We start from the raw sequence: 14,985 nt of genomic DNA on the forward strand, positions 1-14,985 counted from the left end.
GAATTGTATTTTTACAAACAATTATAAATGAATATGATAAATATAAAAAATAAGAGATTTCAGCCCGAATTTTATTCAGAAGATTTCAGACCCCTAAAAACTTTAAATTATTTAAAAATAATACTTATATTAAATATTATTTCTCATAATAAGAAATAAACTAAGAAATATTTAGGTGGAATATGGTTAGTAAAAGTAATAGAACATTAAAAGATATTTTGGATGTTATACTTTATATGAATCCCTCTACTCAACAGGAAATTGCAGATAAATTGGGAATTAGTCGCCGTTATGTAACTAAATTAATGCAACCTTTAATTCAAGAGGGGATAGTTAAAAGATCCTATATGATTGATTTGGATAGCTATGAGCAAATTGCAGATAGATTTGAAAATAATATTGAATCATCACACCATTCAGAAAATCTTTTAATAACAAGTATGTTAAAAAGTATGAGGGATCATGTTAAAGAAGAATTAAGAATTTCAGTTGAATCATTACTTGAAAATGATTATTCTAAAGCAGATGAAGCTTTAAAAATGGATTTTACTACAAATACTATTTTTGAAAAGGTTAAAACTTCTGTTGAAACTGTTGTAAGTATTAATCAACAGTCTCATTTTTCTAAAACTGTCTTATATAATGAAATTGCATATGATTTAGAGCGTATTGGTGATTATTGTGGTCATATTGCTAAATTTGTTGTAAATGATGTTTATGAAGCTGATGATGACCTTTTATATTATATTAAGAAAATGTATAAGTTAAATGAAAAAATGATTAATTATTCAATGGAAGCATTTTTAAAAGGAAAAATTGAGCTAAAAGATGATGTAATGGATTTGGAAGAAAAGATGCATGAACTTCAAAAGAACTCATTAGGGGAAATTGCAACTCAAATGGTAGAAACTTCCTTTGATGATAAAGAACGTTCTAATTATTATATTTACATCTCTCGTGTCGTTAAGGCATTTGAAAGAATTGGGGATATTTGTGTAGAAATAGTGGATACTGCAGGAGAATTCCATAAAAATATTCCTCGTACAATCACTCCCCGTACATTTAGGGAATAATTTTAATTTATTCCCTTTAATCTTAAATGGAATTTAATTTTAATAATCTTCAATATTTCTATTAATTTATTCTAATTTTCTTTTTCCATTTTAGCAAGTGTTTATTAAGATATTTATCTGATAAAAAAATGGCAATAGTGGCAGATATAAGACCAACTATTCCTCCTGCAATTAAATCAATTGGGTAGTGGACACCAGCATATAATAAGGTAAAGGATATTACAACTAGATATATAATTGATAAAACAATTAATATTTTTTTATATTGTTTAACTTTCATTAAAATAACACTAATAACTGTCATTGAAATTGCAATATGTCCTGAAGGAAATGAATTAATACTATTATTAGTACCTACAAGCCGTATATTACTTAAAACTGTATAGGGTCTAGGACTTATATAGAAATGTTTTAGGAGAAATACTATTAAATATGCAAATAATAATGCAAAAAAACATAATATGATTATATTTTTAAGTTTATCCTTTTTTAAAACCCATGCAATTATTAAAAGAATTATTAGATATATTGGTAATTTATATTCATCTGTAAGTACATATATAATAGGCACTATTGTATCAAAAAAGGGATTTGCCATTCCGTTGTTTACTAAAGTTAATATATCCATGTATCCACCTTCATTTGTACTGAAAATTTGATTAATCAATATAAATCAAACTTCATTAATTTTCATCTTTTATTATTGCTGTTTTATGTCTATGTGCCCAACATTGTATACAAACACCAATTGGTAATCCTGCAGTATGTGTTGCAGCGGTTTTTATTTTAACATCTAGTGCAGTAGTCTTACCACCAAGACCCATTGGACCTTTACCATTTAAGTTAATTTTATTTAGTATTTCTTTTTCCATTTCGGCAAGTTTAGGATCTTTATTAGGAGTACCAATCTCATCAAGCATAGCTTCTTTTGCAAGTTTCATGGCCATATCTGATGTTCCACCAATTCCAACTCCTACTACCATTGGTGGGCAGGGTTTACCTCCTGCTTGAAGTACACTTTCAACTACAAAGTCTTTTATTCCCTCTTCTCCTTCTGCGGGAAGTGCCATTTTAAGTTTATTGTTGTTTTCAGATCCGAATCCTTTTGGAAGTATTGTTAGCTCAAGATAATCTGTATCTGTTAGTTCAATATTAATATAAGGAATTTTATCTCCAAGATTATTTCCGGAGTTTTCTCGTGTTAAAGGGTCAACAATATTTGGTCTAAGGGGAACTTTGCTACTTGCTTTTTTTATACCTTTTTCAATTGCAGTTTTTAAGTTTTCAACTTCTACATTTCCAAGTTTTACAAAAACTATTCCAAGACCGGTATCTTGACACATTGGAATTTGATTTTCATGAGCAAGTTTAATATTTTTTAAAATGTTTTCAATATTTAGCTTGGCTAGTTCATCACTCTCATTTTTCAGTGCATTTTCTAGTGATTTAATTACATCATCATTTAAATCAATAACCGCTTTTTTATAAAGTTGGCAAACGGTCTCTTCAACAGTTTTTTCACTTATCATATTAATACCTAATCGTAAATAATTATATTAAAATTAAAATTTTAAGAAATATATTTATTTTTCTTTATTTCTTATTTTTTACTAATAGCTTATCTAATATTTTTTTTATCAATCTCTATGATAATCTGAAGTTATAGTAATAAGGTATTTAATTAGATTACACCAGTTGCAAATAATGTTAAATGAGCCATTATTGCAGAACCAAAGTATGTTCCAGAAATTACAATTAGTGTAATTATAATTCCTTTCCAACCAATCTTTTTAAATTCTTCCCAGTCATTTCCAATTGCAATACCAACATATGCTAAAAATACAGTACAAACAGTAACTAAATTTATTTGTGAAACATAATGTGAAACAAAGTGGGAGGTTGGAAGGCCGGGAATAGCTATAATTATACCTATTAAACTTATATAGATAATTGATTGAATATTTACAGGTATAATCCTTTCAAGACACATACCAATAATGGTTATTAGAGAAATTATAAGCATTCCAATAAAAGTATCAATAATTGGAGAGTTATAACCTATATAATTTCCAATAGCAACTATGATGGAGAAAATTAAAAGTAAGGGCACCCATCTTTTAACTTTACCTTTTGTTAGTTCATCATTAGAAATATATTTATCATTTTTTAATCCTTCAATTTCATACTTTTCATTCTTTGGTTTCTCATCATGTCCTATGCGGGGGGATAACCAACTATATAATTTTTCTGCAATAGGTAAAGAAACGAACATACACATATAAATACCAAAACAGAATGAGAGAAGATTACTACATCCTGCAAATGCTTCTAATTCAGCTGCCATTGTTGGATACATATGAGATATTGAAGCTAATGATGCAGCATTCATACTTGCACTACCTATTCCTGAACCCATTGCAAAAGCATAAGGGTGTATTGGTAAAACTGAAGCACTTATACTTGATAATAGACTTATAAAAGCAGTACCTATTATAGATCCAATAACAAATATTGCTAAAACTCCACGTGTTTCAGGAGATTTGAAACCATATTTATCAATAATTACTCCTAAATTAGGTTCACGACAAATAGAACTGGTCATACCTATTACTTCTCTTCTAAATCCTAATAATAAAGCAACAGGTAAAGCTATAAGGGTTCCTAAGTCTCCAAATAGCTGTAAAATTAATGCTGGACCTACCTTAAAAATATCGTCCATATTTTGTCCACTTGAAATAGCTAATTTTGCAATTAAAACACCAATAAATAAAACCATAGCACTTTCAGCTACTTTAGATTGTTTAGGCCCTACAAAGGTAATAGGCTTTGCTAAATAAAGTGCTAAACCCATCACCAATGCATATAATAAGGGTAATAACATGATTTTAATATTGTCGGTTATTTCAATTTCAATTACTCCAATAAACATTGAAATAATTACTAAAAATAAAACGACGATATGTAATTTATATTCGACCCAAGGTGGTCTTTTTTTTAATGCTCTATCTGTTTTTTTCCTATAAATATGAGGTTGTTGGTCAGTAATAAAAATCCCTCTTATTTTTCATGTAGCTTTTAGATTTATAAGTTATAATCTAGTATATAATATCTATTTTTTTAAAATAATTATAAGCAATATTATAATAAAAATAATTTAGATGTTTTTATTTATAAACTAATCTATTTTATGAAAAATTATTCTCTTTTTGTGAATTAAAAATAATAAAAATAGCTTATTTTAGATAAATAGTTCCTAATATATGAACTTTTTAAAATAATCTCTATATCCTTAAAAATTAATTAAATAGAAATGATTCAGTTAATTTTGATGTTCAATTCATTAAAATAATTTTCTAATTAAATTGAATAATAATTATATGAATCTATAAAATTAGAAATCTAAAACATTGTAAAAACAGTTTTAAATAATAAAATATAACTTCAATTTTATTTAAATTTTAAAATATTATATAAAACTAATTAAAAGATTTAAGCTAGAGCTTCTTTTTTAAATTTATTGTGAGACTCTTAAAATATCAGCCAAAATAGTGAAGTGAATAAAGAATGGTTTAACAATAAATAATCAACAATATTAATTATTTTTAATCTAAACAAATTGTTTATAAAATTATTATTTTCCTGTTCTAATAATAACCATACTTTATTCAATTAAACATAAATATTATTTTATTTATAGTATTTTAGCCGAATACTTCAAAACCTTGTTTAAAGTTCCCACTGAGCTAACTTACCTTCAATTTTATCTTGGAACTTTAATATTTCTTCTGATTCTCTTTGACGAGGTCTTTCAAAAGGAACTTCAACAATCTCTTGGATTCTACCAGGATTTTTATCCATAATCACAATTTTATCAGCTAAATAAATAGCTTCATCAATATCGTGAGTTACAAATAGAATTGTTGAATTAATTTTTTTCCAAAGAGTAATCAAATTGTCTTGTAAGTTATGTCTATTGAGCATGTCAACTGCTGAAAACGGTTCATCCATAAGTAAAATTGGAGGGTGATTTACTAAAGAACGGATAATAGCCGCTCTTTGTTTCATACCTCCAGATAACTCATGTGGGTAATTGTATTTAAATTCAGATAATCCTACTTTTTTTAAGTATTCTTCAGCAGTAGCCAAATTTTCTGCTTTGCTTGATTTATTATTTAATTTCAATCCAAACATTACATTATCTAAAACATTTAACCAAGGAAATAAAGAGTATTGCTGGAAAATAAATCCTCTCTCTTTTGAGGGGCCTGTTACAAGTTCTCCTCTATCATATACTTCTCCATCATCTGCTTTTTCTAAACCAGCAATTATCCTTAAAAGTGTGGTTTTTCCACAACCAGAAGGTCCTAAAAAACAAACGAATTCTCCATCCTCTATATGTAAATCTACATTGTTTAATACTGTAAAATTTTCTTCCTTTCTAATATATGTTTTAGAAACTTTTTTTACATCAATTGCCAATATAAACACCTTAAAAATTAAAATTTTTAATCTTCTTTGATTTAAAGTTTGTAATCCTAATAATTACCAGAATATTTTATCTTGTGCTTTTCTAAATATATAATCAAATAAAATACCTATTATACCAATAATGACCATACCTACTACTACAGTTCCAGGTTGGAATAATTGACTTGCTGTTAAGATCATATATCCTAAACCTTTGCTTGAAGCAATCATCTCAGCAGATACGGTACACATTAATGCAATACTTACACCTACTTTAAGTCCTGAGACTATATAAGGCAATGCAGATGGGAGAACGATTTTAATTAGTATGTCCCAATTTTTTGCACCTAAAGTTTGAGCAGCTTCAATTAAAACTTTATCAGTTCTTTTTACTCCGTCAATAGTGTATACAAGTACTGAAAATACACAACCAATAAATATAACGAATACTGATGAGGATAATCCTATACCGAACCATAAAATAGCAAATGGGATCCATGAAATCGGCGGAATTGGTCTAAGTATACTAATTATTAAGGAAGTTAAACGATCTAAAGTTTCAGACCAACCAAGAATAATACCTAATGGAATAGCAACAACTGAAGCAATAATAATTCCTAAAAATACTTTTATTAAGGTACTGGTTGTATGCATCATAATTTTTCCACTAGCAAATAAAGTCCAACATGCAGAAAATACATTTATCGGGCCAGGTAATATATACGCCGGAATAATATAGAAGGCATCAGTAAGTATATACCAAACTATAATTAAAAATGCTGGTAAAATAATTGGTAATAATTTTTTATTAATATCCACATATACCACGTTCTTATTTAATTAATCTAAATTGAATTTATTATATATTAATGTTTTAAAATATAATATATAATATTATTGGTTAATTAAGTTCATTTTTCATCTTAAATCATTTATTAATAATTTTTTTTTACATTCTTTAATTAAATTCATATTAAAGATGAATTTGATATTTATGATTATAAAAAAATATGAAATAAGATTTTCTATAAGAATACTTATTTCAAGTTTATTCTAAACATCTGCAAATAATTGTTCTTCAGTTAAAGGTTTATCTAAAACCCCTAATTCTATTTCCAGATTCATGAAATCCATTACTTTTTCTTTGTAATTGTTATCTAAACCATAAATGTAGGTGGTGTTAGCAACAATATCTTTTTGTAATTTTTTATCAGGCACAATGTCATCAGGTAAACAATTTGAAGCTTCTTCAGGATTTTCATTTATGAATTTAGTAGCATTTTCATGTGCTTTTAAGATTTTTTTCAATTTGTCGTTATGTTTTTTAATGAAATCTTCTCTTGCCACTACACAACAGCATGGATGTTCAGCGACAATTTGACCACTGGTTTCAACGAGTTTTCCTGCTCCATTTTTAACTGCAATTGAAGCATATGGTTCCCATATAATCATAGCATCTATCCTTCCAGCTTTTAAAGTATCAGTCATTTGAGCAGCTTTCATTGTAGTAAATTCTACATTATTAGTTGACACTCCTGATTGATTTAAAGCATAACTTAAAAGTATATATTGGATGGTTGCTTCACCAGGGGTTGCTACATTTTTACCTTTTAAATCTTCAACTGTATTAATTCCACTATTTTTATTTGCAACAATTGAACTTCCTTCAATTTGAGCACCAGATACAATTTTTATTGGGACCTTTTGAGAAATAGATGATAATACTGGAGTGATACCCACATAACCAACATCAATATCTCCACTTGCCATTGCTGTTATTAAATCTCCACCATTATTAAATTGGGTAATTTCAACTTGTAGTCCTTGAGATTCATACATTTTCTTTTCTTTTGCAACAAAAAGTGCAGCATCATGATCTGAAGGTAAGTGACCAATATTTACTACATTATCATCGGTCTCACTATCATTATTATTTGTAAAATAAAACCCAATAGCTAAAATACCTATAATGATTATAGCAATAATTGCAATAATTTTTTTATCCATAAAAATCACTTGACTTTTTTTATAAATCAATAAATATAATTTTTTTAAATAATGTTATAAATTGAAACTATAATTATTTTGTTTTAAAATAATATAAAATTACTGATTATTAGTGGAAAATTTTATACTAAATTATTATATTTTAGTTTTGTTTATAATTGTTTGTTTTAGAAAAAATTATTAAGTAATCAAATATAATACTATTAAGTAGTGATAGTTAGAAAATATTCATTGATTCATTTATTATTATTATTTATATAATAATGTTCAAGATAAAATCTAATTTAGGTGATTCGATGCATAAAATTTGTCCTAGATGTGGTTCTAAAAATGTTGAATGGATCATCCCCCAAAATTGGTCCCAATTTGTTTGTAATGACTGTGATTATACAGGTCCAATTATTGAGGGAAATGATGATTTGGCTGAGGAAATACATGAAAATTATTTAGAATCTTTAAAAATTTCTCATGAGAATAAATAGATTATGGCTTTTGATTAAAATATTCACTTACAGTACAAAAATCAATTTATTCTATTTTTAAAATTTCTTTTTATTTATTATTTAATAATTTTATAAACTTACTTTTTCTAAAAATATATAAAAAATACTCTTTTTTTAATTTGAAAGTCCTAAAAAAATAGTTTTTAAAATAAAGATGTGAATATAAAAAAATAAAATATAAAAATAGCTTAATTAATTAAGCTATTTCAGAATATAATAATCCAGTTGCTCTTTTAATGAAGAATATTAAGTATGGGCTTAATATTATTGAAATAATACAAAGCATTGGGAGATATCCAGTAATTATTCCAAAGATTAAATTAATTATTAAGATTATTATAAGTATTAAAATGTAAAGTCCGATAACTTTTCCATATCCTATTTCTCCCATTTCTTTAAATACTTGAGGCATGTTTAAAGCATTACCTATACTACCAGTATTTGCTAATCTTCCTTCAGCAATTAATTTGAGAATTTCAAAGATTAAAAATACAATAATTGAAACCACTGCAGTAATTGCTAAGGAAGTTTCTAAGTTTGATATTAATGTATTTGAAACTGTTATTGTAGGCATAACATTTGTACTGTTGGTAGCATTCAAAGTACTAAGTGCATTCATATATTCAGTACTATTGGTTGAATTCATATTAACTAATGCATTTATAGCAGTAGAACCAGTTTGTTGTGAAAGGCTAGTTGTTATTTGCTCTAAAATTGCAGACACATTACCGGGAATGTTTGTAACAAGACCCATAATTATAGTAATTATTAATGGAATTATACCATAAACAATTTTTAAAACTAAATATTTAATACCTGTAACACAGTCGTCTTTCCACTCAAATTCAGGACTTGCCTCAGTTGAATCAATTCCTGTTTTTACGAGTTTAATTTGATATCCCATCAGTATAAATTCTGCTATGATTGAAATAATGAATATTATAACACCAAGTATGGCTTTTATAATATCTCCAACTAATGTAGCATATATTAATCCTCCAACAGAAAAGAAGGCAATTACTAGTGTTAAAATAGTATATATTGCAAGAGGTCCTAAATTTTTTGATGGAAATACGAATGCTTCCTTAATTATATCTGTTATATTCATATTATCACCTATATTTAATAGATATTCGACATCTCTTTTTTAATTTTTTTGCATTAATGCAATATTTAATATTATTATTTCTTTATTTTCACATCAATATTATTAAATATTCTATATTTTATTAAATAAAGTATTTATATTTATTGCTATTTTCTTTTTTTAGAAAAATGGACACTCATTATAAAAAATATAATTTTTCATCCAATTGAATTAAATTAACTATCATATTATTTTTAATCAAAATTTTTTATTTAATATATTTCTCTAAAATTAACCTAGCAGAGGGGGGGTATTTTCATTAAATTAATTAGATTTATATTCAGTACCTATTTAATTAAATAATCTATTAGTTATTCATTAGAATTATATTAAAAAATTTATTATTTCCTCATGTATTAAATTTAAATATAGTTTCGATCATATTCTTTGAGGAATTTTAAAAATTATATTTTTTAAATTTCTATTTAATTTTTATTATTAAAAACCAGTTAAATAAAAAAAAGTTTAACTTTAAGAATATTTAATTTTTTAAAATAGAATATTCAATATTATTAAATCCTAATACTTCACTAATTTGGATTTTTTCATTGGAAAAATTTTTTTTCAATATTTTTCATTATTTCACTTTTTCCTTGTCTTTCATATTAATAGTGATTTTATCATCATAATCAATAATTAGTATTTCTATTTCTATGCTTTCATTGTCTAAATCAAAAATTGTCATAATTATTTTGTTTAATGTTTCCAAATATAAGCTATCAACATTCAATGTTTTCAAATGATTATACATTTCATTTTTCACATTATCATTTTTACTTTTAAAGTATAATTTCTAGTTTTATCCATTAACCCTTTTTTTTTATTGAAAAATAGGCCGGAATACTCTTTTTCTTTGTTTGTTTGTATTATTTTTATATAAATTGCAACAGCAACTATTTAAAAAACAATCCTAAGGGGTAGGATGCCCATATATTATTACTTCCAATAAATAGGTATAATATGAATGTGAATATTAAAGGTCCAATTAATGCTGAAATACTTGAAACGATTCTAGATTCTAGTGCTCTTTCAATTCCCTCATAGTAAAATATTAAAAAACTATTACTTAATATATTGTATTATAGAATATTATTTTTGTTATTTTGTTAAAATTTTATTTTAAAAATTTAATTTTTTTTTTAATTTTCAAATAGTTAATTAATATTTTTGGCATGACTATTTTTGAAGGTAAGGATTATCACATTTTTATGAATTTATCAATCTTTATATATTTTCTCTATCAATAACTGTTATCATTTTTTGTTTGATTTGACAATCTCTACAATTTATTCATAGTTAAGTAGTTAAAATAAGTTTTTTTTTAAGTTTAATATAACTCAAAATAAGTTTAATAGGTTTATTAAGTTAAGTAGTTAAAATAAGTTTTTTTTTAAGTTTAATATAAATCAAAATAAGTTTAATAGGTTTAAATAAATTTAAAAAGTTAAAAAAGAATAATTAAAAAATTATTCTAGTTTTCAGTTAAATTTTCACTTAATTTTTTCAAATAATTAAGTTCTTTAGCAATTTTTGCTTGTTTGCTATGGCGTAATTCATTAGAATTATCTTTTAATGCACCTGTTGGACATACTGCCACACATTTTTGTGTATCTTTATTAATACACAAATCACACTTTTTTGCATGATTGCTATCCATATTTATTGCGCCTATTGGACAAACATTTCTACAAACACCACAACCAATACATTTTTCTTCATTGATTGTTATTGCTCCTCCGAGATATTCGATAGCTCCTTCAGGACAATTTAAAAGGCATGGTGCTTTATCAGGACTACAATGCATACAGAATAATGGTATTCCATCATATAAGTGAATTGCATTATTTGGGCATGACCTTTCACATTTACCACAATCAACACATTCTTCAGGATTTAAAACTAATTCTCTCATTGTTTCACCTTAGTCCTCGAAAGATTTACTTGCTCTTGTATCACTTGTTAATACATTAATCATACCTTTGGATTGTTTTTTATTGCCACCAGCAACTTTTGAAATATAATCTGCACGTTTTTTATCAACAAGTTTGTTTGTATCTACTAATGCGATAGCTCTTTTAGAACATGCCTGAACACATGCAGGTCCTTCGCTTCTGTCAATACATCTATTACATTTTTCAGAACTTTTATCATAAATGGTGATTGCACCAAATGGGCATGCTAAAGCACATAAACCACATGCAATACATTTGTCTGAATCAATTCCTTCATTTGTCATTGCTCCTGTAGGGCATATTACTTCACATGCAGGATCTTGACATTGTTGACAAAGAACTGGGTAGTAAGAACTATCATATTCTAAAATATTTATTCTAGAAGTTCCATGTAATGAACTACAAGCATTTTCACAGTCTTTACATCCATCACATAGGTCTCTTTGTACTAATATTTTTTTCAATGTTCTCACCTCAGATTCCAAATTCGTCGCATTGGTTATCTACATAATCTTGTATGGTTTGAACTTGTTCTTCACCTAAATGTTTGAATCTTTTTTGAGATTTTAAATATTCTACTACAGGTTTTCTTTCAGTTGGTCTATAAGTTACTTTAAATTCACCATTTTCAATTTCATATAATGGCCAGAAACCAGTTTCAACACTAAGTCTTCCAACTTCAATAGTTTTTGAAGGGTCGAATCCCCAACCAGTAGTACATGGTTGACTTAAGTGTATGTAAGCAGGACCTTTAGTTTCAATTGCTTTTTTAACTTTATTCATATAATCTTCAGGATATGAAATTGAAGCTGTTGCAATATATGGAATTCCATGTGCTGCCATAATCATAGGCATGTTTTTCTTAGGTTTATCTTCACCATAACTTATACTTCCACTAGGTGAAGTTGTAGTTGATGCACCCCAAGGAGTAGCTCCACTTCTTTGTATACCTGTATTCATATATGCTTCATTATCATAACAAATATAGGTTAAATTATGTCCTCTTTCCATAGCTCCAGAAATGGATTGTAAACCAATATCTACACTTCCTCCATCTCCACCAAATGCTATGACATTAACATCTTCTTTTCCTTGAGCTTTTAGCGCTCTTTCAACACCACTTGCCACTGCACCAGCATTCTCAAATGCAACGTGTACAAATGGGACTTCCCATGCTGTTTCAGGATATGGGGTTGTCATAACTTCAAGACATCCTGTTGCAGTAATTACAACTGTATTTTTTCCTGCTTGTTTAAGTGCTAATCTTACAGCTAATGCTGCTCCACATCCAGCACAACCTCTGTGTCCCGGTGCTAAAAGTTCTTCTTTAGGAAAATCCATTTTAGTCAACCTCCTCAACGCCAATCCAATTAATAATTTTAGTTGGGTTTTTAGTTCTTTCTAATACTTCATATATTGCAGATGGAGTAATGTCTCTTCCACCTAATCCAATAACAAAGTCTATGATTTCTTTACCTTCAACAGTAGTTTTTAAATCTTGATATAATGCTCCACCCATTCCAAAACTAATGTCTTTTTCCATTACTGCTATTTTACTTGCATTTTTAATAGCTTCATTAATTTTCTCACTTGGGAAAGGTCTGTATGAAACAATTCTAAGCATTCCAACTTTTTCTCCTTTCTCACGCATTTCATCAACTAATACTTTAACAGTACTACAAACTGAACCTAAACCAATAAAGATAATATCAGCATCTTCGCATTTGTAGGTTTCAATTAAATCATGTTCTCTTCCAAAAATATCTTTGAAGTCTTTCAATGCATCTTCGATTACTTCAACAGATTTGTTCATTGCAACTTCAACAGCATATCTTGCATCCATATAATATCTAGAATCTGTAAAACTTCCAACGGTAACAGGTTTTTCAGGATCTAAATAGGAATATTTTGGAACATAAGGAGGTAAAAATCTGTCTACTTCTTCTTGTTCAGGAACATCTACAATTTCATTAGTATGAGTAATTATAAATCCATCAATACATACCATTGCCGGTAATAATATATTTTCATTTTCTGCAACTTTAAATGCTGTAAGTGTTAAATCTAATGCTTCTTGTCCATCTTTAGCATAGAATTGCATCCATCCGGAATCTCTTTGTGCAATTGAATCTTGTTGATCGTTCAATATACATAACGGTGAAGAAATAGATCTATTTGCCTCTCCCATAACTATTGGAGCTCTCATACCTGCTGCTGCAAATAATACTTCGTGCATATACATTAATCCTTGTGAAGAAGTTGCAGTATATGTTCGAACTCCAGTACTACTTGCTCCTATTGCAGCACTCATTGCACTGTGTTCTGATTCTACCCTAATATATTCTGTATCAAGTTCACCATTTGCTACATAGTCAGCTATATATTCTGCTACAGTAGTCATTGGTGTAATAGGATAAACAGGAATAACATCTGGTTTAGCTAATTTTACTGCATTTGATATTGCAGCTGTTGCAGTCATAACTTTTTTAGTCATTTATTTCCCTCTCTATTAATTATCTATTTCCATTTTAATAGCATTGACTGGGCATTCATTTGAACATATACCACAGCCTTTACAAAAATCATAATCAATTTCGTATTCTTGGTTTATAGAACCTTCAGGACAAAATATATAGCAGTTATCACATTCCACACATTTTTCTTTATTTACAATAGGTTTGAATGTTCTCCAACTACCAGTTTTATTAACTCTTGTACTTCCAGGTTTATCTATAGTACACCCTACTGATGTTGTCATTTTAATCACCTTAATAATTATCCCATATCATAAGCTTTTCTAACAGCTTGAACATTTTTTTCTCCAATTTTACTTGGGAAGACATCTTTAATTACTTTTTCTAATGCTTCTATACTTACTACACCAGTTTTTTTAGCAAAATATCCTAAAATAATAGTGTTTACAATAGGTCTTCCTAAAATATCTAATGCTACTTTGGTTGCATCAATTTTATGTATGGGCACTTTTTCACTTTTAATATCTTTGTGTGTATTAATAATTACATCACTATTTTCTTTAATTCCAGAATATATATCAACTACATCTGCTAATCCATCATCTAATACTAAAATGTGGTCAGGATTATAGATTTGATATCTAAGTTCGATTGGTTTATCATCAATTCTTGTGAAAGCAGATACTGGTGCGCCTCTTCTTTCTACACCAAATGATGGAAATGCTTGACTGTATTTACCATCTTCAAAAGCTGCTTTAGCTAAAATCTCTGCAGCTGTTACAGCACCTTGGCCTCCACGTCCATGATATCGAATTTCAATCATTTATTTTTCCTCCATTTTCTTGTGATGATTAATAATTCATTAAATCTATCATGTATAATCATTATAAATTACTAAGTATATAAATTTTTATATTTTTAATGTTAAATCATTATAAATTCTTAAATTTTTAAAAGCATTAAACCATATTATTTTTTTAAATTCAAATTTAAAATTATTATAATTATTAATAGAATATTATAATTCGTAAAAAAAGCTTTAAAATATATTTTAAGATTTAAATATAAAAATTCAACCCTATTAATTTTAAATATTACTTTACTATATTTTGATAATTTTACTGATTTTTTAAAAATCTTTTTTATATCTTTCATGATAAATTCATAAGATATGTATTATTAATTAATTAAAAAAATACTTGTAATATTATGATTTATCATATCTAGTAGAATTTAAATATATCAGATAATTTAAAATTTATATAATATTATTATTTTTTATAAATATTTATGATAGGGTTTAAAAAAAGAAATTGTATAATAAAAGTATTTAAATTATTATTTAATTTTTTTTTATACAGT

16 protein-coding genes are annotated in these 14,985 nt (G+C 26.8%); 2 read left to right on the plus strand and 14 right to left on the minus strand.

Translation table 11 applies throughout. The features are described from left to right. The first annotated feature begins 182 nt into the window (after nucleotides 1–182). Nucleotides 183–1,073: a PhoU domain-containing protein gene (locus QZ146_RS00575; RefSeq protein ID WP_295721423.1), complete on the plus strand. Its 891-nt coding sequence runs from the start codon at nucleotides 183–185 to the stop codon at nucleotides 1,071–1,073. A 61-nt stretch (nucleotides 1,074–1,134) separates the two neighbouring features. On the opposite strand, the gene QZ146_RS00580 is transcribed toward QZ146_RS00575, so the two are convergent. The 6 genes from QZ146_RS00580 to QZ146_RS00605 all read right to left on the minus strand — a co-directional run bounded on the left by QZ146_RS00580 (nucleotide 1,135) and on the right by QZ146_RS00605 (nucleotide 7,547). Next, nucleotides 1,135–1,701 carry a phosphatase PAP2 family protein gene (locus QZ146_RS00580; protein ID WP_295721425.1) on the minus strand — a complete coding sequence of 189 codons (567 nt, stop codon included), beginning with the start codon at nucleotides 1,699–1,701 and terminating at the stop codon, nucleotides 1,135–1,137. 55 nt (nucleotides 1,702–1,756) lie between these two features. Further along, entirely contained in the window at nucleotides 1,757–2,602 is an 846-nt protein-coding gene (locus tag QZ146_RS00585) for a fumarate hydratase (RefSeq protein ID WP_295721426.1), read from the minus strand. Nucleotides 2,603–2,754: 152 nt separating this feature from the next. Then, on the minus strand, nucleotides 2,755–4,002 hold the full coding sequence (locus QZ146_RS00590; RefSeq protein WP_295721428.1) for a DUF3100 domain-containing protein: 1,248 nt from the start codon (nucleotides 4,000–4,002) through the stop codon (nucleotides 2,755–2,757). Nucleotides 4,003–4,799: 797 nt separating this feature from the next. Further along, entirely contained in the window at nucleotides 4,800–5,552 is a 753-nt protein-coding gene (locus tag QZ146_RS00595) for an ABC transporter ATP-binding protein (protein WP_295721430.1), read from the minus strand. A 63-nt stretch (nucleotides 5,553–5,615) separates the two neighbouring features. Beyond that, nucleotides 5,616–6,353 (minus strand): ABC transporter permease, encoded by a 738-nt coding sequence (locus tag QZ146_RS00600; RefSeq protein WP_295721470.1) that lies wholly within the window; start codon nucleotides 6,351–6,353, stop codon nucleotides 5,616–5,618. A gap of 240 nt (nucleotides 6,354–6,593) precedes the next feature. Further along, nucleotides 6,594–7,547 (minus strand): ABC transporter substrate-binding protein, encoded by a 954-nt coding sequence (locus tag QZ146_RS00605; RefSeq protein WP_295721432.1) that lies wholly within the window; start codon nucleotides 7,545–7,547, stop codon nucleotides 6,594–6,596. A gap of 296 nt (nucleotides 7,548–7,843) precedes the next feature. Here QZ146_RS00605 and QZ146_RS00610 point away from each other — a divergent pair, with 296 nt between their 5' ends. Then, on the plus strand, nucleotides 7,844–8,029 hold the full coding sequence (locus tag QZ146_RS00610; protein WP_295721434.1) for a hypothetical protein: 186 nt from the start codon (nucleotides 7,844–7,846) through the stop codon (nucleotides 8,027–8,029). 217 nt (nucleotides 8,030–8,246) lie between these two features. Here the strand turns inward: QZ146_RS00610 and QZ146_RS00615 are convergent, their stop codons facing one another. The 8 genes from QZ146_RS00615 to QZ146_RS00650 form a co-directional block, all read right to left on the minus strand. Beyond that, the gene (locus tag QZ146_RS00615; protein ID WP_295721436.1) at nucleotides 8,247–9,158 is read right to left on the minus strand and encodes a DUF4013 domain-containing protein; all 912 of its coding nucleotides are present in this window, start codon (nucleotides 9,156–9,158) and stop codon (nucleotides 8,247–8,249) included. Nucleotides 9,159–9,774: 616 nt separating this feature from the next. Continuing rightward, nucleotides 9,775–9,960, minus strand: a complete 186-nt coding sequence (locus QZ146_RS00620; RefSeq protein ID WP_295721438.1) for a hypothetical protein — start codon at nucleotides 9,958–9,960, stop codon at nucleotides 9,775–9,777. Nucleotides 9,961–10,668: 708 nt separating this feature from the next. Next, complete coding sequence (locus QZ146_RS00625) at nucleotides 10,669–11,109, minus strand: 4Fe-4S dicluster domain-containing protein (protein ID WP_295721440.1); 441 nt, start codon at nucleotides 11,107–11,109, stop codon at nucleotides 10,669–10,671. Nucleotides 11,110–11,118: 9 nt separating this feature from the next. Further along, nucleotides 11,119–11,622 (minus strand): 4Fe-4S dicluster domain-containing protein, encoded by a 504-nt coding sequence (locus QZ146_RS00630; protein WP_295721472.1) that lies wholly within the window; start codon nucleotides 11,620–11,622, stop codon nucleotides 11,119–11,121. 1 nt (nucleotide 11,623) lies between these two features. Then, nucleotides 11,624–12,490 (minus strand): pyruvate synthase subunit PorB, encoded by an 867-nt coding sequence (gene porB, locus QZ146_RS00635; RefSeq protein WP_295721442.1) that lies wholly within the window; start codon nucleotides 12,488–12,490, stop codon nucleotides 11,624–11,626. 1 nt (nucleotide 12,491) lies between these two features. Continuing rightward, nucleotides 12,492–13,643 (minus strand): pyruvate synthase subunit PorA, encoded by a 1,152-nt coding sequence (gene porA, locus QZ146_RS00640; RefSeq protein ID WP_295721444.1) that lies wholly within the window; start codon nucleotides 13,641–13,643, stop codon nucleotides 12,492–12,494. Between the two features lie 15 nt (nucleotides 13,644–13,658). Beyond that, complete coding sequence (porD, locus tag QZ146_RS00645) at nucleotides 13,659–13,907, minus strand: pyruvate synthase subunit PorD (RefSeq protein ID WP_295721446.1); 249 nt, start codon at nucleotides 13,905–13,907, stop codon at nucleotides 13,659–13,661. A 17-nt stretch (nucleotides 13,908–13,924) separates the two neighbouring features. Continuing rightward, entirely contained in the window at nucleotides 13,925–14,446 is a 522-nt protein-coding gene (locus tag QZ146_RS00650) for a pyruvate ferredoxin oxidoreductase subunit gamma (protein WP_295721448.1), read from the minus strand. Between the last annotated feature and the right edge of the window lie 539 nt (nucleotides 14,447–14,985).

This window comes from uncultured Methanobrevibacter sp., from assembly GCF_905235195.1.
In the GTDB taxonomy this organism is placed as follows: Archaea; Methanobacteriota; Methanobacteria; order Methanobacteriales; family Methanobacteriaceae; genus Methanarmilla.